This is a genomic window from Enterobacter sp. 5-4 (genome assembly GCF_000612205.1).
Lineage (GTDB): Bacteria > Pseudomonadota > Gammaproteobacteria > Enterobacterales > Enterobacteriaceae > Enterobacter > Enterobacter roggenkampii.
Window position 1 is genome coordinate 301131 of record NZ_JFHW01000026.1, and the last position, 20313, is coordinate 321443.

The following is a 20313-nucleotide window of genomic DNA, read 5'->3' on the forward strand; positions in this document are numbered from 1 at the left end:
CGCCACCCGGCAAAAAAAGCTACTTCAGTCTCTCTGAAAGATAACGCTGATAGTCCGGAATAAGGATATCTACCGGCGAGTTAAACTGCGGCGATTCGATGATGAAATCCGCCGTCGAGAGGTTTGTCGCCACCGGAATATTCCACACCGTCGCCAGGCGCAGCAGGGCCTTGACGTCCGGGTCGTGCGGAACCGCGTTCAGTGGATCCCAGAAGAAGATCAGCACATCAATCTTTCCTTCGGAAATCTGTGCGCCGACCTGCTGATCGCCGCCCATCGGGCCGCTCAGCATGGCGTTTACCTCCAGACCCGTTTCGCGCTGGATCAGGTTACCGGTGGTGCCGGTCGCCGACAGGGCGTGCTTTTCCAGCAAAGACTGATGGCGGCGAACCCAGTTAAGCAGCATTTGTTTACAGTGATCGTGCGCTACCAGAGCAATGTGTTTGCGTTCCGGGAGCGTGCGTGTTGTCAGTTCCATAATCATATCCATCAGGTTAACTGCCTACACGATGACGGGAACCGTCTGACGCTGCAAGAGAAAGGCGTAAAAAATGTGGCTTATGATGAAGGTTGTTGTTTTGCCCATTGTAAAAACCGGGCTCGCGTGTCGGCATCGGCCTGCTGGAACCAGAATTTAAGGCGCTGTTCCGTCAGGGCCTGGGACTGGGGAGGAATGACGTCCAGTTCAGAGACGCCGGAAAGCAGCGTACTGTCGTCGGCCATCATGGTGGCAAACTGAGGAAGCGACGCGCGTTTACCGGCTTTGTTATAGGTCTGCGTCGCGGCCTCGTAGTCCGGACCTTTCGGTGAAGTCGTCAGCGCCAGAATATCCAGCTTCGCCGGAATCGGCATCGCATCCCCGTCCAGCAGTTCAATGCGGGGAGACGCGTCGAAGGCCGCTGATTCCTTCTCCGTTTCAAGGCGTGGCAGGGTAATATTCACCTGACTGATTTGTCGGGTATTAAAGCTGACGATCAGCGGCGGGGAGATGTACATCCGTTGCTCGTGATTGGCCAGACCGATCGATTTTTCTACGCGGAATACCAGCTGATGCGGTCCGTTATCCAGCTCGATACTGTCCGCACCGCGCAATAACGAACTGGAGACCTTTTTTCCGTCCAGTACCAGGAGATCAATATCGGTAGAGAGCCGGAGCGTGGTAGCAAAAACGCAGACCGGCATCACTAATGCAATCAGAGCAGTGGCAATACCGGTTTTCATAGAAGGCTCCCGTCAGAAATCCTGTCGCCGCATTAATGTATCTAAATTTTTCGATAATCACGTTTACTAACATATAGACATATTTGGCCGTTTTGCCCTCATGCATCGGTATGGGATGGATGGTTGAGATGTGCGGTTTGGCGTACACTTTTAAAAAAGCCAGGAGAAAAACCATGAAAGAGAACGATATTGCCGAGATTCTGACATCCACGCGTACCATTGCGCTGGTGGGCGCGAGCGATAAACCCGATCGTCCCAGCTATCGGGTGATGAAATACCTTCTCGATCAGGGTTATCACGTCATCCCGGTCTCGCCAAAAGTGGCGGGGAAAACCTTACTGGGCCAGCAGGGTTATGCCACGCTCGCTGACGTGCCGGAAAAAATTGATATGGTCGATGTATTCCGTAATTCCGAGGCGGCGTGGGAAGTGGCGCAGGACGCTATCGCCGTCGGGGCGAAAACGCTGTGGATGCAGCTGGGCGTGATTAACGAGCAGGCTGCCGTGCTGGCGCGGGATGCGGGGCTGAACGTCGTCATGGATCGCTGTCCGGCGATCGACATCCCCCGTCTGGGGCTGGCGAAGTAATAAAAAAAAGCCCGTTCATCGGGCTTTTTTTACACGCTTAGTTCCGCAGGCGCGGAGCCTGTAACTGTTTGCGGATAGTCTGAGCAAGTTCATCCATAGTGGGTTGCTCCGGATGCTCTTCCTGCAGCTCGCTGCTTAGCTGCGCTTCGGCAAGGTAGGTGTGGACGGGTTGCCCGTCGTCACCTTCCATCACCACATGGTACCAGGGTGCAGCGCGAAGCTCTGCGTTCACCGCCAGCTCGTCTGCTGACGGCTCATCAAGGGAATACTCCGGGTCGATATCCACGACCACACCCAAATACCCGAGCAAAGTGTGGCGGACCTGCTGGCCGATACCGAATTTGCTGGCAATCATAGTCACCTCCCGGGAAATACGACTTACACGTTATGTGCGGGCAATATTTCTCTTTTCAAGTTACATGACGCGACAGGCAAACCCTTTCAGATACAGTCCTTCCGGGTAGGTAGCAATCACGGGGTGATCGGCTGCCTGACGGAACTGCTCTATAAATTGTACATCACGGCCAGCATCTATTGCGGCATCAGCGATGATTTTCTGAAATAAATCTGTGGTCATCAGGCCGGAGCAGGAGAAGGTGAGCAAAACTCCGCCCGGATTCAGCAGCTGGATAGCCAGCATGTTGATATCTTTATATCCGCGGCAGGCACCCATCAGCTGGCTTTTGTTCTCCACAAACTTTGGCGGATCCATCACGATGACGTCGAACTTCTCGCCCTGATCGCGGTATTTACGCAGCAGCTTGAAGACGTCGTCGCGTATAAATTCGGCTTTGCTCAAGTCCAGCTTGTTCAGCTCGACGTTCTGTTTTGCCACGTCCAGCGCTTCCTGCGAGGTATCCACGCTAACCACCTGGGCACAGCCGCCCATCAGCGCCGAAACGGCAAACCCACCGGTGTAGGAGAAGCAGTTGAGCACGCGTTTGTCGGCAACGTACTGACGCGTCGCGAGGCGGCTGTCGCGCTGGTCTAGGTAGTAACCTGTTTTGTGCCCGCCCTGAATATCCACCAGCAGCTTCATGCCGTGCTCTTCAATCGGCAGTAGGGCAGGCGGCAGTTCACCCGTGACCGGCCCCTGAGTCAGCTCCATGCCTTCTTTTTTGCGCACCGCCACATCGCTGCGGTCGTAAATGGCGCACTGCGGGAACAGCGTTTGCAGGGCGCTAATCAGCGCAGCGCGCTGGTATTCCGCCCCGGCGCTCAGGAGCTGCAGCACCAGGAAGTTACCGAAGCGATCGATGGTCACGCCCGGCAGGCCGTCGGACTCACCGGCAATCAGGCGGTAGCTGTCCAGCCCGTCGCGTTTAGCCAGCCAGTCGCGCCACTGCTGCGCCTGCTGCAGACGACGCACGAAGAAGTCGATGTCAATGGTTTCGTCTTTATCGAATGTCCAGACGCGCGCGCGGATCTGGGAGGCTGGCGAGTAGGCGCCTCGCGCTAACCATTTCCCCTGATGGTCAACGATATCAATGGTTTCACCGAGGCTGGCTTTGCCTTCCATACGGGCAACCGCGCCGGAAAAGACCCAGGGATGACGGCGCAGTAAGGATTTCTCGCGCCCTTTGGCTAACACTAAACGTACACTCATAATTTGCTGTTCTGTCGATTTCAGGGAAATGGCGCGTAGAGTAGCACATTCAGCAAGGCGCAATCATCTGCGGATGCCGTTGAGCGTTTCGGCACAAAATCAAATCGCTTAAGCACATTACGGCACTGCGGCGGGATATACAGTGGGATTCCGGTTCAGCAAAGGAAATACCCATGAAAAAGCGCAGTGTCATCACAATAGCCGCTCTGACGGCAATGAGTTTTCAGGTTTTAGCCGCAACGCCTTTCAGCATGACCAGCCGGGATATTTCCGGCGACCGGCGGTTAGCGCCACAGCAGGTGTTTGAGGGATTTGGCTGCCACGGTGGTAACCAGTCCCCGCAGCTGGCGTGGACAAATCCGCCCGCGGGTGCGAAAAGTTTTGCCATTACGGTCTATGACCCGGATGCGCCTACCGGCAGCGGCTGGTGGCACTGGACAGTAGCCAACATTCCCGTGAAGACAATGACGCTGCCCGCTGATGCCGGTAACCCAAATGGCGAAAAATTACCTGCTGGCGCTGTGCAGGGGCGTAATGATTTCGGTTATTCTGGATTCGGCGGCGCATGTCCGCCCGCAGGCGATAAGCCTCACCGCTATCAGATGACCGTCTGGGCGCTGGACGTGGATACCCTGCCCATCGACAACAATGCGAGCGGCGCGCTGGTCGGCTTTATGCTCAATAGTCACGTTCTGGCAAAGGCGCAGTTAACCGCAACCTACAGCAGATAAGGATGGCGAGGTGCAGGAGTTCCATTTTCGACATAAACATCTCACGGCGGGTGAAGTGAGTGCCAGCAAAATGCATCGCCTGCACCAGGTTAAGCTCTTTTTCCCGGCGATTTGCCATATCACTCACGGCAGTAAGGTGATTGTGCAGGACGATAACCGCCTGGTGGTCACCCGGGATGAACTCATCATTATCCCTGCCAATACGGCAATGGAGATCATCAATCAGCCTGCAAACGGTCTGTTTCACTCGGACTTGCTGATGTTATCGCCGGAAATCGTTGCCGAGTTTAAAGCGCATTACCTGAAATCCTGGCCGCGCACGACGCTGCATTCGCTCTGCGCTCCGCTGAGCGAGGGGCTGGCGTTTATGTGGGATAACCTGCTGCACGCCGTGCGTCAGGATTTACCGGAGGCGCTGCAAAAACATCAGGCCTTCGGTCTGTTGCTGGCATTGCTGCATGACGGCGTGGCAGGTCCGCTGCTTATCGAGCGAAGCAATAACCTGACCGAGCAGGTGCGACAGTTCATCATGCTTTCGCCCGCCAGAGCCTGGACCGCGCAGGATGTCGCCAGCCGTCTCGCATTAAGCGTGCCCACGCTGCGCAGGCGGTTACGCGAGGAGTCACAGAGTTTTCGCCAGATTGTCGAGGAGGTGAGGATGGCCGTGGCTTTGTCACAGTTACAGTCAACCCGATTACCGATCGGCGAAATCGCATTACAATGTGGGTATCTGTCCAGCTCTCGTTTCACCGCCCGTTTCCGGCAGCACTACGGCTGTTTGCCGAAAACGCTACGTTAAGGAGAAGAAGAATGTCTAAAGTCTGCACTATTGCCTGGGTTCACGGCGTCGTTCAGGGCGTGGGTTTCCGCTACAGTACCCAGCGCGAAGCGATTGAGCTTGGGCTAACGGGATACGCGCGCAACATGGATGACGGCAGCGTTGAGGTGGTCGCCTGTGGCGAAGCAGAGCAGGTTGACAAGCTGGTGGCGTGGCTGAAAGCGGGTGGGCCGCGCAGCGCGCGGGTTGATAAGGTCTTAACGGAACCCCATCAACCGGGGCGCGAATACGTCAACTTCGGTATTCGGTATTAAATACACTTCACCGGCTTAGGCAGGCCGGCAATTTTGGTGGCCTGTTTTGCCGGACCTTTCGGGAACAGACGATAGAGATAGCGGCTGTTGCCTTTCTCTTCACCGAACTTATTGGCCATCGCCTTGACCAGCATGCGGATGGCCGGAGAGGTGTTGAACTCGAGATAAAACTCGCGCACAAAACGCACCACTTCCCAGTGTTCGGGGGAAAGAGTAATCCCTTCGTTTTCCGCAATTTTCTCCGCCAGCGGTTCGCTCCAGAGCGTTGTATCTTTCAGATAGCCTTCGCTATCGGTCTCAATTTCCTGGCCTGCAAAAATGAACATAATCTTCTGTCGTAGGTGAAAAATCGGCGACAGTGTAGCAAAAAAGCGGGCTCAGGATAAACCGTGACCTACAGGAGCAGCTGAAGCAGGTTGTTGGCATTGAGCTTCTTCAGCGCGTTGCATTTATGGGTTGAAACCTGTTTCTCCGACATGTGCGTCACGATGGCAATGTGGCGGACCGGCAACCCGGTCAGCATCAGATCGAGCACGTTGAATTCAGGAACGGTCAGGCAGCAGTCCAGGCTTCGAACGCGGCGTGGCTCTTTTGCCAGCAAATACGCCGCATCGGCAACGGCGATCCTGTCGTCGATGATATAAAGCGTTAGCGTACTGAAACGCTTGCGTAAATGCGTCGCCAGCGCCCACCCCTTTTCGTTGCAGACCAGATAAAGGCTGCCTTTCCAGCGGGCGGCTTCCAACCTGAGCAAAATATTGATCAGCGCCTGATGCGTCGCCGCCACGGAAAAACGGCAGCGGACGACAATCACGCGGCGGGTAAGCAGCGTTGGCTGCCATTGTACGGTATCGCTCTGGACCTCTAACTGAACGCCCCGACGCAGCAGCGCATAGCGCAGTCCTTCGGCGTAAAATCGATTATTGTCGAGAATGGCGTAACTCACAGTGACCTCGTTATAACGTGCTGGGCGTATAGATGACGCGCAGCGTGCCGGTATAGTCGCCCGCGTTTTTGCTGCTGGCGGCGAACGCGGGGGTTTTCAGGATAATTGGCGCAGGAATGCACAGTACGCTCTCGCGTCCGCCGGGCAGCACGACCTGACGCAGATACTGCGGATCGTTAGTGCCTTGCCAGACTACGGTTTTACCGTTCGCGACGGTTTCGGTTGCGCCTGTGACGGGATGGGTAACGAAGACCTGATAGTCGAGACGGTCCCGCGCATCCGTCTGGCTTCCACCGCGCCGCCGGATAGAAAACGCGCCTTCGGCACGTCCCGCTGAGGGAAGCCCGTCATCTTCAAAACGAAGATAGGCGCGGGTGCTGGTGCTGTTTTTGCCGTCGTACAGGCACATATCCAGCGTGTTTTCCCCCTTGATCTCGCTGCCCCCGGGGCGCCCCGGGAAGTTGGTCAGGTTGAGGTTAACGATGGGCGTGGAGTGCGGAAAGGCCGGCAGGTAAATCTGCTGGTTTCCCGGGTCGACCACCTCAATGCGAATATTTGCCTGCCATTTGGCGATGGTGAGATAGCCAGGACAGCCGACATTCACGTCATTGAAGTTGCCGCCGCAGTCGGCGCTTCCCCACTGGCGCAGGTTCTGCTTCAGCGTGGCGGTCCAGATCCCCGGCAGGGCGAGCTTATCCAGTTCGCTTTTCACGATATAGAAATCGAAGTAGGGCTCTCTGTTCCAGCTAGCAATTTCCGTCGTCCCTCCCGTGACAAAGCTGGCAAAGGTGAACACTTTATTGTTGATAAACATGTAGTGATCGCCATACACCTTGATATTCACCGTCTTGCCGGTAAGGGAATGGGTAAACGCTAAATTGATGGCATAAGGCGCGGCCGGGTTCGCCGAGAACCAGACCGGTGAGTTCATGCAGGCGCCGTTCGTGGTATCGGTACGGGACTGACAGGTCAGGGTATTGCGCCCCCACTTTTGCGGATCGGCGGCGTCAAAGCCGCCCGATTCATGAAACCAGATGTCAAAACGCGCGGGCGGCGCGGTGCGATCGAAGCTGATCCCTACGCTGGTATTTCGTCCCGCGGGAGAGCCTGCCAGCGTCTGGCTGGCCCACAGGCTTAAGAACAGAAAAATAAAGAGGCACTTAATCACATCATTTCCCTTTAGTGAGGCTATCGGTGTTCATGGCAGTCGGTCCAGCAGGGACCGACCGTCCTGCCAGCATCAGCTGTGCCTGCTGCTGGACGGCATCCGGCAGGGCGGAGAAGGTTAACTCCTTACAGGGGATCGACCCGACATAACGCACCACGTCGCGCATACTCTTCACGTTCAGCGCGCACTGATAAAACTGCTGCTGACGCACCAGGTAGAGGTTATGCAGCAGGGCGTCGCTTTGGGCGCTAAACCCGCCGTTGCCAAGGTCGCTCCAGCCGTTCACGTTCAGCGGCACGCCGCCGATAAACGGCGAGTGACGCTCGTCGGTTAACTGGCCGAGCCAGGTGTAGCTTGCGGTGGTTTGCACGTCCCGGCGCAGCAGTTTGCCAGGCACCATAAACAGCGTTCTGCTGCCCGATCCTTGCGTGATTTCACTGCTGGCTCCTCGTGAGACATCCAGCGATTCGTTAACCGTCAACGTTGTCTGCTGATAGCCCGGCACCGCGAAGAGGGCGCGGCTATTGCCTGGAATATCGGCACTGCCGCCGTTATCCAGCGACACGGCGACGCGCGGATCCTGAGCATCTTCCGGCGTGGTCACGTTCACCGCGACGGCGGAAGCAGGGCGACCGTCGCTCCAGCGGCCCAGCCACAGGCCAGAGCGGGACAGCGCAAACGTCGAGCTGTAGTTGCCGCTGCTGCTCAGCGTATGGCGACGATCCTGACGATCCCAGGCGTCGCTGACGGTCAGACTCCCGTTGCCATATCGTCCGCCCTGGCGCGTATAGGCTGAGGTATTCAGCGAGTCGCTGTTAATGCCCGACGCGCTGAGGCCGTACTCATTTTCGCCGCGGGCATCGGCATACCAGTTATGCGCCACGTTGTAGCTCAGCTGGTTTTTTTCACGTTGCTGGTGCTGCCATGTCGCGCCCAGAGAGGTGTAGCTTGACGCATCGCCCTGGCGGTTATGCGCCATGGACAGGCTCACGCTCAGGTAGCCGCCTTTATCCCTGCCTTCGCGGGCGTCATCGTTACGCATGAACAGGTTAATGCTGCTGTTAATGTTCAGGCCATGGGTGCTGAAGGCATTGCTAAGGCCAGCCTGCCAGGCCCGCGTGCGCGAGCGGGTCATATAGACCGATTCCCACGGCAAACCCGCATCGTGGCGATCGTCACTGTCCGGCAGCTCCCGGCGTGAAACGTACCGGCCTTCGTTGCGGTTATCCGAATACCCCAGGCTCGCATACCAGGCGCCGACCGGGACGGAGAACATCACCGAGAGGGTGCGATAACAGCCATTCACGGCGTCAAATCCCGCGCTTTGGGTGTTGCAGTTTTCAGCGGATAACGCGTTGCGATAGACGCTCAAAGAAAAACCGTCGTTGTAGCTGATTTGCTGAATATTGCCGCGCTGGCCTTCGCTGCCGTAGAGGTAGCTAAACCGGGTACTCAGCACGCCATCGATCGGGCCCGCGTTGAAGCCCCGGCTCCAGTCGAGCGCGTTCTCCAGGAAACGCTGATTTTTCTTGAACGTTGCGCCGCTGGTCAGCGCCAGCGTCGGGGTGACGGGCAGACGAACGCCCGCCTGCGCAACCGCGCGGCGCTCTTCGTTTTGATCGCTATTATCGGTTTCGCCCGCCTGCAGGAACCACTCGACGCGGTCGAATGGCGTAATGCCGGTTCGGGTAAACGGCACCTGCTCGGTGCGCGTCAGCCGGTTATTTTCATAGATGGAGAGCGTCACGGTGTAGCTTCCGTCCGGGAACGATCGCGTGTCCAGGGTTTGCGCCCCGGCATTCAGATAGAAGCTCGCCAGCAGCTGATTGCCCCGGCGGGCGTCGATACGCGCGTCATGGGAAAGCAGCACGGTAACAGGGGTTCCCTTCGACTGCTGAACCGGGTTCATCCACGCCCGTGTTGAACCCGTGCGCAGGCCGCGAATTTTGCCCAGCGGCAGCTGGCTGAGGGTGATATTTCCGCCGGCATTGCTGAACAGATCGCGGGTATCCATCTCGCCTGCCTGGACGTAGTACTGACGCAGGATATCCTGGCGGAACCAGGCGTTGTTGAGGGTGACCTCCTGCTGCTGCTGGTGGCGTGAACGCTGCCCCAGCCAGGTCCAGTCGAGATTTACATAGCCGTCCTGGGTGAGCGCCAGCGCGCCGTTGCCCTGCACGGTGGCCGACTGATAATCCCTGTCGGCAACGAAGTTAAGGTTTTGTTGATGGATCAGCGCATTTTCGGTGCCGTGCGTGGGCTGATACCATGCGTTCTCTGCCGTCTGCTTAGGCAGAAATTTCTTGTCCAGGAACAGGTTAATGCGGGCGTTATTCTCGTCATAAATAATGGCCGCGCGATCGGTATCGATGTAATCGCAGCCCGCTGCGGAGCCGTTGCTGCTGCAGGCCAGGTTGCCGTTACGGGCAAGCGGAACGGCCAGCGCGGCAGAGACGGTGGCAACGAGGGATGGGGCGTCATTAAACCGCCGTTTGATGGCTGCTACTACGTTCTCAGGTGCGACAAAGCTCACCGTTTCAAGCGTGATATCCGTTTCAAAAAGGCCCAGCGATTCGCCGTAGAGGTTCACCTCAGTCCACAGGCGCTGCGTCTTTGCCAGATCTTCAAAACCTGGTGGGACGGCCAGCCCGGCGCAGGCGAGTTGGATGGAAGCGGGTAACAAAGCAACAAAGAGGAGAGTATTTCTGTGAAACGCCATGAACGAGCCTCGACATCATCCTGACGTCAGAGGGTGGGCACCCTCTGACGTTATTCCTTAGGTGCTGTGGTGTTACGCACCGCCTTCCGTGGTCGTCGCCTGCGTCAGCATCAGGCTGACAACGCCGCTGTACTGACCGGTTTTCAGAATGCCTTTAGTGGTCTGGGAAATGGTCAGCGGCAGTACCGCAGAACCGTTTTCAATGCTCCCCGGGAACAGTTCGGTACCGGTGTATTCCACATCTGCGGTAGAGAGGGTTTTATCGCCCAGCTTCACCGTCATAGGGATGGTTTCAGCCCCGTCGGCATTCGCCAGCTTCGCGGCGCTCACCAGACGGACTTTCACGTTGCTGGTGGCGGAGTTAGACCACACCTTGGTATTCAGACGGTAGCTTTCCAGACCGCGGCCAGGCAGGTACTGCATATCGATGCTTGCCGGCAGCGGCGTGTTATCGGCCTGAGTCATATCCAGCTGTGAATCAACGCTGGCGTTGACGGTAATATCTTTTTGAATCGCCAGCACGCTAACGGACGTGGTCATCGCGGCAACAATCATCAGAGGTTTAAAATACTTACGCATTGATATCTCCATATTTACAAATGAGCACCCTGGCTCTTTAATCAAACCCTGTGGGGTTTTTACGGTGGCGTCGTGTTATCGCACGACGGGTAAATCAGCTTCTTCAGCGCTTTTATTCAGCCAGTTGAAGTAGCGGAATTTATATTTCTGGCCTTGTACCTTCGTGAGCGTTTTTAATTTCCGTTCGGTGTCCGGATAAATCGTCGCGTCTTCTTTAATCCATCTACACGATGAATCCGCATCACAAACACCGATCTCCCTGAGCGGCACGCGCAACGTGCCGTTGTTTTTTAACGTTCCCCTGAGAGGGTCAATCGTCAGTGAAACCACGCTTTTTTCCGGTGCGAGATGGATCAGGGCGCCCCAGATCACATTGACGCCCAGTCTTGCCGTCGCCGCAGGGCTTTCTGCCTTGCCCGGAATAATGCTGTCAGGCTGCTTTACGCCTTCAAAATAGACGCGCCAGGTCGTCTCTTTTTCCGGTGGTGCAAGCGATACCAGGCGAACCACGCGCATTGCGCCTGCCGCAAGGGCGAATTTTTCCGGTGTGACAACAACGCCACCTTCTTTCCACGAGGCCACATCAATCTCTTTTTCCTGGGGCGTGCCGGGATTAAGAATTTTCTTTTGCCTCACCCGAATGAACTGAATATCATCCGTTTTTGACGCCACCTTAATTTGCGCCGCACCGGACTTATCCACGTTAAGTTCCATGGGATACACGCTCATATTGGCCAGTGCCATTTCTGAGAAAAATGGCAATGACAGCGCGGCGATATAAAAGGCAGTTGTCTTATTCACACTATTTTTCTGTTTCACTTTCTGTCCGCCTGCGTTGAGTTCATTCCCGGCGCATTCACAACGGGACACCCTCTGCTAACGTATTGCTTCAGGGCAGGGAAACTTTAACCAGAACAGCGGTTTGTGAAAATTTGTATTAATTAACTCGTTATATACAGTTTTTTATCCTGCTTTCCTGGCTTTAAGGTTGTATAGTTAAGCGAAAATACCGCGACCCGGGATGGGGAGAAAACTCCTTCTGATGAAAAAACAATCAGTTCAGGAGGCGATTTTCTTGTCGTTGTATCAGGGATTAAAAAGCATGCGGTAACAGCCGAGAATAAAAGATGTTTTTTATATGCAATAATTCGTTGTTATTCGATCCTGAAGCACATGCAATAAGTATTGTTGGGCAACCCGAGTCTGTATTAACGCTTTCGGCTCCGGCCGTTCGTCTTTTACAGGAGTTTATTCGTCATAAAGGGCGCGACCTGAGCCGGGAAGAGTTGATCACTCGCGTGTGGGAGGAGTTCGGCTTTACGCCGTCGGGAAATAACCTCAATAAGGCGGTAAGTGAATTACGCAAAAGCTTCCACGCCCTGGGCGACAGCCACGACTATATCGTGACCGTGCCCCGGTTTGGATTCCGCTTTGACGCCGACGTTATTTTTAAGCCCGCAGAGAGCGTTACGCCCGAAGTATCTCAGCCGTCCGTTGAGCAGCCGTCAGGATATAAGCGTTTATCCAAAAAGTGGTGGCTGGTTTTAGCGGTATTAACGACGTCAGTCGTGGGGTTTAGCCTGTTTTTTAGCCGACAGCTTGAGATAACCGTACCCGCAACACTCAAACCCGTTAAGGAAAAAATAGCTGGCTGTCGGCTCTGGGTGATCAACGATCATGGCCGACCGCTGGTGTTATCAAAATTGGCCGAGCTGCTGAAGAAAAATAACGTCGCGTGCGAGCGCGAGGAGTACAACATTTATTATTTCAGCGCCCGCTTTTCGCTTGCCGCCGCCGATGAGGTTTTCATCGGCGCCTGCCCGGTGAGTGAAGCCAGCCTGTGTAAAACTATTCGCTATAAAAGCGGGGCGGAAGAATGAAAAACAGACTTCTGTTCGGACTGGGTGGCGCAGTCGTTGGCGGGGCGTTTGCGCTCTTTATCTACACCGGCGGAGCCTATAAGCGCGATGCGCTGGCCTGCAGCACCGAGTTTAATTTTACGCGCAATCAAGGAAAGGCAAATGAAGTGAAGGTCAATGCCGTTGCCCAGTTCTATTTTCATCGTAACGGCACCGGCCTGACCACCTACAAAGGCGCTGCAAAGGCTGAAGGTAAGAGCCTGATCGTTGACAGGGACGTGGATTTTACGTGGGAGCGACGGGACGATGATAAGGTAATTGTCCTGAGCTACACCAAGACCTGGCGTCGACACAATGACAACACCCCTGATGCCCAGTGGGGAAGCTTTGCCAGCCCGACCGCACGCTACTATCTCACGATCTCTGAACTCTCGCCTTCCGTATGGCTGATTCAGGACCGGCGTTACCCCACCTATATTTGCCGGGGTGATTAAGGCATAAAAAAAGGAGAATGCCGGGGGCATTCTCCTTTTTGTTTCAGCAGGTCAGCTTAATCGCGGCTGGCGAAGCCCAGGATGCTCAGCAGGCTGACGAAGATGTTGTACAGCGACACATACAGGCTCACGGTGGCGCGGATATAGTTCGTCTCACCGCCGCGAATGATGTTGCTGGTTTCAAACAGGATCGCGCCGGAAGAGATCAGAATAAATACGGCGCTGATCGCCAGGTGCAGAGCAGGCAGCTGCAGGAAGATGTTGGCCACCATACCCACCAGCACCACCACAACACCCGCCATCAGCATGCCGCCGAGGAAGGACATGTCCTTACGCGTGGTCAGCACGTAGGCCGAGCAGCAGAAGAACACCAGCGCGGTGCCGCCCAGCGCCATACCAATCACATCGCCCATTCCGGCGGACAGATACGCGTTCAGGATTGGCCCCAGGATGTAGCCCAGGAAGCCGGTGAAGGCAAACGCGGACAGAATACCGACCGGTTTGTCAGCGGTTTTGTAGGTCAGGAACATCAGGCCATACATGCCCACCAGGGTCAGGATCAGCCCCGGAGACGGCAGCATCAGCACGGTGCTGGCGGTGGCGGTGATCGCCGAAAACGCCAGCGTCAGGCTGAGCATGAAATAGGTATTGCGCAGCACCTTGTGGGTGCTGAGTAGCGATGTGCGGTCGCGTGAGGAAGTAATTATACGATCCATGAGTCACTCTCTTATGACAGATGTAATTAACGGAAAGAATAGGAAACGGCGCGTCACTCTCAAAGTGGTTTTACCCATCTTTACTCAGCAGGTTAGCGCGGGACCTGGTTGTTTCTTCTGCATAAATACGTTTCACCAGTATGAACAGCGGTTTGACGCGATTAATCAGATCAACCTCTTATAGGTTACTGAAAATTATTGCGTTATTACCATAAGGCCGCTAAGAGTTATTTCCGGATCGTCACAAAAACAGACAATAAGGCGAAGGACATGAAACCACAAACACGCACGCGCTTTACGCTCTCTTTACTTACCGCCGGGATCCTGTGCGCCAGCACGGCGACCTGGGCGGCTAACGTGCCGGCAGGAACCGCGCTGGCCGATAAACAGGAACTGGTCAGGAATAATGGCAGTGAACCGGCTTCGCTCGACCCGCATAAAGTCGAAAGCGACATCGAATTCAATATTATCAGTGATTTATTCGAAGGTCTGGTGAGCGTTTCCCCGTCGGGTGACGTCCAGCCCCGGCTGGCGGAAAAATGGGAGAACAAGGACAACACCGTCTGGACGTTCCATCTGCGTCCGGGCATCACCTGGAGCGACGGCACGGCGATTACCGCAGAGGATGTGGTCTGGAGCTGGCAGCGCCTGATTGACCCGAAAACGGCGTCACCGTACGCGAGCTATCCGGGCAACATGCATATCGCCAACGCGGCCGATATCGCTCAGGGGAAAAAAGCGCCCGATACGCTGGGCGTGAAGGCCATTAACGACACCACGCTGGAAGTGACGCTCACCCAGCCAAACGCGGCGTTCCTCGCGATGCTGGCGCACCCGTCGCTGGTGCCGGTGGATAAAGTGCTGATTGGCCGCTTTGGCGAAAAGTGGACCAAACCGGAGCACTTCGTCAGCAGCGGGGCGTATAAGCTGTCTCAGTGGGTGGTCAACGAACGCATTGTGGCGGAGCGCAACCCGCGCTACTGGGATAACGCGCACACCGTGATTAACAAGGTGACCTACCTGCCCATCACGTCCGAGGCCTCGGATGTGAACCGCTATAAAGCGGGCGAAATCGATATTGTCTACACGGTGCCGATTAACCAGTTCGCTCAGCTCAAGAAAACCCTGGGCAGCCAGCTGGACGTGTCTCCGCAGCTGGCGACCTATTACTACGAATTCAATACCACCCGACCGCCGTTCAACGACGCCCGCGTGCGTAAGGCGCTGAACATGGCGCTCGATAAAGACATCATTGCCGGAAAAGTATTAGGGCAGGGGCAGCGCCCGGCGTGGCTCATCAGCCAGCCGGACATCGGCGGCGTCAAGCTCCAGAACCCGGATTACGCCAGCTGGCCGCTGGACAAGCGCATCGCCGAGGCGAAAAAACTGCTGAACGAGGCCGGATATAACGAAAGCCATCCCCTGAGCTTCAACCTGCTCTATAACACTTCTGAATCGCACCAGCGCATCGCGATTGCCGCCAGCTCCATGTGGAAGAAAAACCTCGGCGTGGACGCGAAGCTGCAAAATCAGGAGTGGAAAACCATGCTGGATACCATGCACACCCACAACTTCGACGCGGTGCGTTACGCCTGGATTGCCGACTACGACGACGCGGCGACGTTCCTGAACAACTTCCGCACCGGCGACAGCGAAAACACCAGCCAGTACAGCAATCCGGAATACGACCAGGCGCTGGTGAATGCCGCAAAAGCCAAAACAACGGAAGAGCGGGGTAAGTTCTACCAGCAGGCGGAAGATCTGCTGGGACGCGATGTGCCCGCCATTCCGGTGTATCATTACGTCCGTACGCACCTGGTGAAACCGTGGGTGGGTGGATTTACGCCGGACAAGCTGGGGTACTATTACACGAAAGACATGTACATCAAGAAACACTAGGCCTGTGCTGATAAAATCGTCGATGTGTTGTCAGTTCAACCGATTAAACACGTTTTGACTATTTTTACAGCGAACGATTGCTGGCACTCTTTACAGCACGCGGTGAGGTGTTTATAGTTCGCCTCACTCAGGAAGTGTGGCCGAGCGGTTGAAGGCACCGGTCTTGAAAACCGGCGACCCGAAAGGGTTCCAGAGTTCGAATCTCTGCGCTTCCGCCAGATATAAACCCCAGGTTACTCGTTGACCTGGGGTTTTTCTTTTGGATTAGCCGATCCGCCTCACATTTTTAAGACCCGGTTATTTCCCTGTAAAACCCCGGCGTTATCATTCACCCCGTAAATACCTTTTCATCGCTTACCGAGGCTTTGATGCTGGAGAATGTTTTCATCAGATAATCAGCTTCCCGCCCTTTTCAGGACGGACTGGTTATCGCTGCGCTTAAACCTTACGCACGCACCTGCGGGTGTGGGCTCGTTTTTACGCATGATGATTACACAGGTTTTCCAGTATGAATTTATCCCGTCAGGAACAACGTACCTTACACGTTCTCGCCAAAGGTGGACGTATTGTGCACGTCCGCGACAGTTCTGGCCGCGTCACGTCCGTTGAGTGCTATACCCGTGAAGGGCTGGTGCTGAGCGACTGCACGCTCAGCGTCTTCAAAAAACTCCGCACCAAAAAGCTGATCCGATCCGTGAACGGGCAGCCTTACCGCATCAACACCACCGGGCTGAACAACGTTCGCGCCCAGCTGGATAATCGCTAAGCGGAATAAACAACGCCACCCTCGGGTGGCGTTCATGCATTGAGCGGGATATCGTGGCGTAGGCCGGGTAAGCGCAGCGCCACCCGGCAAGAAACGCGGCGTTATGAGCGAATAAAGGCCAGAATGTCCGCGTTGATAGTATCCGCATGGGTGGTATGCATCCCGTGCGGGAAGCCCGGATAAATTTTCAGCACGCTGTTCGCCAGCAGCTTGTCCTGGAGAAGGGCGGCATTTTTATACGGCACAACCTGATCGTCATCGCCCTGCAGCACCAGAACGGGAACGGTGATGGTTTTCAAATCTTCCGTCTGGTCGGTCTCTGAAAACGCCTTAATCCCCTCATAGTGGGCTTTGGCGCTTCCGATCATCCCCTGACGCCACCAGTTCTGGATCGTACCCTGCGAAACGTCGGCACCATCGCGATTAAAACCGTAGAAAGGACCGCTGGCAACGTCGAGATAAAACTGGGCGCGGTTAGTCGCCAGCGCTTTGCGGAAGCCGTCGAAGACCTCGATCGGCGTTCCGCCGGGATTCGTCTCCGTTTTGACCATCAGAGGCGGGACGGCGCTAACGAGCACCGCTTTGGCGACGCGCCCCTGCGGCTGGCCGTACTTCGCAACATAGCGGGCGACCTGGCCGCCGCCGGTGGAGTGACCGACGTGCACGGCATTGTGCAGATCCAGGCTTTCAACCACGGCTGACGCATCGGCCGCATAATGATCCATATCGTGGCCTTCACTCACCTGGTCCGATCGTCCATGTCCGCGGCGATCGATAGCGATAACGCGATAGCCTTCTGCCAGGAAGAAGAGCATCTGGTTATCCCAGTCATCGGCACTCAACGGCCAGCCGTGGTGGAAGACAATAGGCTGAGCCTCTTTCGGACCCCAGTCTTTGTAGTAAATGTTGACGCCGTCTTTCGTGGTTACGAATGCCATACCGCAGACTCCTCTGTTAAGAACAACACGACCCCTAAAGTGTAGGAGAAATCCCAAAAGCGGTTGGTTTAATTCCGGTGAAGGATATTCATTTTGCGTCTGGGCTCTGGCGCGATGCGCCAGAGCCTTCAGGACAGGATTAACAGCAGGGGCGTTTAGCGGTTTTCTTCAATATAGCGGGCCAGGTCCGCCGGGGTTTTCAGCACCGTCGCCACGTCTGTCGGCGGGATCATGCAGCCGTAAACGTCCTGCACTTCCAGAACCATATCGACCGCCAGGATGGAGTCGAGAATGTCGGATTCAATCAGCTCATCGTGAAAGCCCACCTTACGGGATAACACTTTTTCGAACAGGGCGAGAATTTCTTGTTCCATAATTTTTCCTGGAGTCATTAATTTGTGCGGGCGTAAGCGTCCAGCAGCTTGCGGTCAATTTTGCCGTTAGGATTCAGCGGCAAAGCGTCTTTTACGATAATTTGTGACGGCACCATGTAGTGGGGGACTACCTTCGAGAGCGAGGTTTTGATGGTATCCGGCGCCAGTTCCGTCACGCAGAACGCGGCAATGCGCAGCACGCTGCCGCAGGGTTTCATCAGTGGCATCACCACCGCTTCGTTAATCCCGGACATCGCCAGCAGGCGGTTTTCAATTTCGTTGATTTCAATACGGTAGCCATTCAGTTTGACCTGGCTGTCGTTGCGTCCCTGGCAGTAAATAAGCCCCGCTTCATAGCCCAGATCGCCGGTCCGGTAGCCGCGAAATGCTTCATTTTCCCGACGGAGTAATTTTTCTGCGTTCTCCTGCGGTAGGCCGAGGTAGCCGCGCATGACGTTTTTACCCCAGATAATCAGCTCGCCCTCGGCGGAAATTTCCATTCTGCTCTCAGGCATCATGACCCCCACCGGCAGCACGGCGCTGTCGCTGTTCATGATCGCATCCGTGATCTCGACCACGGTGGTCGCGATGGTCGCTTCCGTTGGGCCATAGGAGTTGATGATTTTGGCCTGCGGGAAGCGGCGGCGAAGCTGTTTAACCAGCGCTTTATTCAACACTTCACCAATGAAGATAAAGACGTTGAGTTCAGGTAAATACTCGCTGTTGAACTGCGGGGAAAGCAGCTGCTGGTAAGCAAAAGAGGGGGTGGAAACCCAGGCGGAGACGGCGTTGCTTTTCAGTCGTTCCAGCCAGTTCGCTTTCTGAATATCGTCTTTGGCGTTCAGCACGATGTGTCCACCCATCGCCAGATTCGCCAGCAAAGGGATCAGGGAGAGGTCAAAACTGAACACTGCGTGGTTCATCAGGACCGGTTTTTCCGGCAGCGAAAAGTCCTGGCTGACCCATTTCATGAAGTGCCACACGCTTTCACGCCCAATCTGCACCCCTTTAGGCTTGCCGGTGCTGCCGGAGGTAAACATGATGTAGGCCAGATCCTGCTCCTCCAGCACCTTGCCCGTCTCACCGGTGGCGATGAACTGCCGGGTCGCGACATCGTAATAGTAAGGGGCGCTGGCCAGGTGGCAGATCTCCCGCAGGCGCTCCTGCGGGTATATGCAGTCCACCGGAATGTACGGAATGTTGTGCAGCAGGCAGCTATAAATCGCCACGGCGAACTCGGCCTGCTGGTGTCCGTACAAGACGACCGGCGTACCGGCAACAGGCTGGCTACGCTGATAGCGCTGCGCCCAGTCCGTCACGGCAGCGGAAAGCTGCAGCCAGCTTAAGGCTTCGTCGCTGCCGCTGATGGCCAGTTGCTGCGGGGAGGCGGGATCGCATAATGCCGCACGCAAGAAATCCTGCAGTTCCTGAAGATCGGAGAGATTTTTCATAGAGGTGACATTCCACTAAAGATGTAAAGGGCGCCCGCGGCGCTTCCCAGCGTCAGAATGCGCCCTAAAAACGCAACAGCCGGATACTGCAACCCGCGGTGCAACGCCGGGCTGCGTTTGGCTGACCACAGCAGCATGTTGTGCGCGACTGAAATGGCGCCAAACAGCGCGCCGCTGATGACGTAATGGCGTTCCAGGCCATTCCATGCCCCCATGCAAAACAGGGTGCAGAAAATACCGATATTTTGCGCCAGCGTTTTGTTCTGACGGAAAAAGTTAAACTTCATCAGGTTCATATAAACGGGCATAAAGACCACATCGCGCAGCCATTCAGACAGGCTGATGTGGAAGCGGCGCCAGAAATCCTGCGGGTTCTTTGCCAGAAGCGGCATATTGAAGTTTGCCGGGATGTTGAGCCCAAACAGGCGGCCCGCACCGATGGCCATATTGCTGTAGCCCGCAAAATCAAAGTAGAGGTAGGCGCTATAGGCAACTGACATCACCACGCCCACGGTCAGCGTAAACGGCTTATGGCTCCAGGGCTGTACGACCAGCGAATCAACCAGCATGGCAAACAAGAACTTTTGGATAATGCCGGTAATGATTTGCTCCAGCGCCACTAAAAACTGTTCGCGGTTAAGGGCAAAGACGGGCTTGCTGACGTCGTTCATCCATGTCCGCCAGCGGTACATTGGGCCTGCCAGAATAATAAAGGGCATAAACAGATAGCAGAAATAGCGCAGGAAATTCTGCCCTTCTTTTTTACTGCGATAGAGCAGCACGTCCACCGCGCGGAACGTCATAAAAGAGAGGCCGATCATGCCGAGATGATGATTAAGGTGCAATTTCACCAAAAATAAAGGAAGCAGCGTTAACACAATCGCCTGCCAGGTTTTTAACCATCCTTTTTCTTTTAACGCGGCGACTAGATAAAAACTGATAAAAACGACCGCGGGAACACGGTAATCACCCTGAAAAATATAGCCCCAGCCTAATGCGGCCATGACGGATAATGCCGATAAATACGTCAGGCGATGGCGTAATAGGCGATTGACCAGCGCAAACGCCAGGGCGGATGAAAACAAACAGACAAAAAACATTCCTGAGCTATACATCATTCGGCCTCAGAACTTTTGATATTCAAAATGCAGCTGCATACTCATACTG

At 55.4% G+C, this 20313-nt stretch carries 23 protein-coding genes and 1 tRNA gene; 9 read left to right on the forward strand and 15 right to left on the reverse strand.

Features of this window, described 5'->3' with window-relative positions; translation table 11 throughout:
* Positions 1-19: 19 nt before the first annotated feature.
* Positions 20-478, reverse strand: coding sequence for a methylglyoxal synthase (gene mgsA / locus AA74_RS0118095; RefSeq protein ID WP_008499922.1), 459 nt, complete (start codon positions 476-478; stop codon positions 20-22).
* Positions 479-558: 80 nt separating this feature from the next.
* Positions 559-1221, reverse strand: a complete 663-nt coding sequence (locus AA74_RS0118100) for a DUF2057 family protein (RefSeq protein ID WP_008499921.1) — start codon at positions 1219-1221, stop codon at positions 559-561.
* A gap of 173 nt (positions 1222-1394) precedes the next feature.
* On the opposite strand from AA74_RS0118100, the gene AA74_RS0118105 reads away from it, so the two are divergent.
* The gene (locus AA74_RS0118105) at positions 1395-1808 is read left to right on the forward strand and encodes a CoA-binding protein (RefSeq protein ID WP_008499920.1); all 414 of its coding nucleotides are present in this window, start codon (positions 1395-1397) and stop codon (positions 1806-1808) included.
* Positions 1809-1845: 37 nt separating this feature from the next.
* Here AA74_RS0118105 and hspQ read toward each other — a convergent pair whose 3' ends face one another.
* A complete protein-coding gene (gene hspQ, locus AA74_RS0118110) occupies positions 1846-2163 on the reverse strand; it encodes a heat shock protein HspQ (protein ID WP_008499919.1) in 318 nt (105 codons plus the stop codon).
* A 60-nt stretch (positions 2164-2223) separates the two neighbouring features.
* Entirely contained in the window at positions 2224-3414 is a 1191-nt protein-coding gene (gene rlmI, locus AA74_RS0118115; RefSeq protein WP_021240853.1) for a 23S rRNA (cytosine(1962)-C(5))-methyltransferase RlmI, read from the reverse strand.
* A gap of 173 nt (positions 3415-3587) precedes the next feature.
* Between rlmI and AA74_RS0118120 the strand changes: the two genes are divergently transcribed.
* Genes AA74_RS0118120 through yccX form a run of 3 tightly spaced genes read left to right on the forward strand, consistent with a single transcriptional unit; the run spans position 3588 to position 5237 of the window.
* Complete coding sequence (locus AA74_RS0118120; protein WP_025912952.1) at positions 3588-4145, forward strand: kinase inhibitor; 558 nt, start codon at positions 3588-3590, stop codon at positions 4143-4145.
* Between the two features lie 10 nt (positions 4146-4155).
* Entirely contained in the window at positions 4156-4944 is a 789-nt protein-coding gene (locus AA74_RS0118125) for an AraC family transcriptional regulator (protein ID WP_025912953.1), read from the forward strand.
* A gap of 11 nt (positions 4945-4955) precedes the next feature.
* Positions 4956-5237 (forward strand): acylphosphatase, encoded by a 282-nt coding sequence (gene yccX, locus AA74_RS0118130; protein WP_008499914.1) that lies wholly within the window; start codon positions 4956-4958, stop codon positions 5235-5237.
* Here the strand turns inward: yccX and tusE are convergent.
* The 6 genes from tusE to AA74_RS0118160 form a co-directional block, all read right to left on the reverse strand.
* Positions 5234-5563, reverse strand: a complete 330-nt coding sequence (gene tusE / locus AA74_RS0118135) for a sulfurtransferase TusE (protein ID WP_008499913.1) — start codon at positions 5561-5563, stop codon at positions 5234-5236. The two genes, yccX and tusE, sit on opposite strands and share 4 nt — an antisense overlap.
* A gap of 68 nt (positions 5564-5631) precedes the next feature.
* Positions 5632-6183, reverse strand: a complete 552-nt coding sequence (locus tag AA74_RS0118140; protein WP_008499912.1) for a LuxR C-terminal-related transcriptional regulator — start codon at positions 6181-6183, stop codon at positions 5632-5634.
* A 10-nt stretch (positions 6184-6193) separates the two neighbouring features.
* Complete coding sequence (locus AA74_RS0118145; RefSeq protein WP_025912954.1) at positions 6194-7351, reverse strand: CfaE/CblD family pilus tip adhesin; 1158 nt, start codon at positions 7349-7351, stop codon at positions 6194-6196.
* 1 nt (position 7352) lies between these two features.
* The gene (locus AA74_RS0118150; protein ID WP_025912955.1) at positions 7353-10070 is read right to left on the reverse strand and encodes a TcfC E-set like domain-containing protein; all 2718 of its coding nucleotides are present in this window, start codon (positions 10068-10070) and stop codon (positions 7353-7355) included.
* Between the two features lie 72 nt (positions 10071-10142).
* Positions 10143-10649 carry a CS1 type fimbrial major subunit gene (locus AA74_RS0118155; protein ID WP_025912956.1) on the reverse strand — a complete coding sequence of 169 codons (507 nt, stop codon included), beginning with the start codon at positions 10647-10649 and terminating at the stop codon, positions 10143-10145.
* Positions 10650-10724: 75 nt separating this feature from the next.
* On the reverse strand, positions 10725-11468 hold the full coding sequence (locus tag AA74_RS0118160) for a fimbrial protein (protein WP_025912957.1): 744 nt from the start codon (positions 11466-11468) through the stop codon (positions 10725-10727).
* 308 nt (positions 11469-11776) lie between these two features.
* On the opposite strand from AA74_RS0118160, the gene AA74_RS0118165 reads away from it, so the two are divergent.
* Together AA74_RS0118165 and AA74_RS0118170 are read left to right on the forward strand one after the other, a co-directional pair.
* Positions 11777-12529 (forward strand): winged helix-turn-helix domain-containing protein, encoded by a 753-nt coding sequence (locus AA74_RS0118165; protein ID WP_008499907.1) that lies wholly within the window; start codon positions 11777-11779, stop codon positions 12527-12529.
* Entirely contained in the window at positions 12526-13002 is a 477-nt protein-coding gene (locus AA74_RS0118170; RefSeq protein WP_008499906.1) for a hypothetical protein, read from the forward strand. Before AA74_RS0118165 ends, AA74_RS0118170 begins: the two co-directional genes overlap by 4 nt.
* A 56-nt stretch (positions 13003-13058) precedes the next feature.
* Here AA74_RS0118170 and yccA read toward each other — a convergent pair whose 3' ends face one another.
* Positions 13059-13718 (reverse strand): FtsH protease modulator YccA, encoded by a 660-nt coding sequence (gene yccA / locus AA74_RS0118175; RefSeq protein WP_021240844.1) that lies wholly within the window; start codon positions 13716-13718, stop codon positions 13059-13061.
* Positions 13719-13988: 270 nt separating this feature from the next.
* Between yccA and AA74_RS0118185 the strand changes: the two genes are divergently transcribed.
* The 3 genes from AA74_RS0118185 (at position 13989) to AA74_RS0118195 (ending at position 16383) form a co-directional block, all read left to right on the forward strand.
* Positions 13989-15617, forward strand: coding sequence for an ABC transporter substrate-binding protein (locus AA74_RS0118185; RefSeq protein WP_025912958.1), 1629 nt, complete (start codon positions 13989-13991; stop codon positions 15615-15617).
* A gap of 130 nt (positions 15618-15747) precedes the next feature.
* Positions 15748-15835: transfer RNA gene (locus AA74_RS0118190), tRNA-Ser, on the forward strand.
* Between the two features lie 290 nt (positions 15836-16125).
* Positions 16126-16383: a YjhX family toxin gene (locus AA74_RS0118195; protein WP_021240841.1), complete on the forward strand. Its 258-nt coding sequence runs from the start codon at positions 16126-16128 to the stop codon at positions 16381-16383.
* 101 nt (positions 16384-16484) lie between these two features.
* Here AA74_RS0118195 and AA74_RS0118200 read toward each other — a convergent pair whose 3' ends face one another.
* From AA74_RS0118200 to AA74_RS0118215, 4 genes are all read right to left on the reverse strand, one after another.
* Entirely contained in the window at positions 16485-17321 is an 837-nt protein-coding gene (locus AA74_RS0118200) for an alpha/beta fold hydrolase (RefSeq protein WP_025912959.1), read from the reverse strand.
* Between the two features lie 155 nt (positions 17322-17476).
* Positions 17477-17695, reverse strand: a complete 219-nt coding sequence (locus AA74_RS0118205; RefSeq protein ID WP_008499867.1) for an acyl carrier protein — start codon at positions 17693-17695, stop codon at positions 17477-17479.
* 17 nt (positions 17696-17712) lie between these two features.
* Positions 17713-19146 (reverse strand): AMP-binding protein, encoded by a 1434-nt coding sequence (locus AA74_RS0118210; RefSeq protein WP_025912960.1) that lies wholly within the window; start codon positions 19144-19146, stop codon positions 17713-17715.
* The gene (locus tag AA74_RS0118215; protein ID WP_025912961.1) at positions 19143-20261 is read right to left on the reverse strand and encodes an MBOAT family O-acyltransferase; all 1119 of its coding nucleotides are present in this window, start codon (positions 20259-20261) and stop codon (positions 19143-19145) included. The genes AA74_RS0118210 and AA74_RS0118215 overlap by 4 nt, the downstream gene beginning before the upstream one ends.
* Positions 20262-20313: the final 52 nt, after the last annotated feature.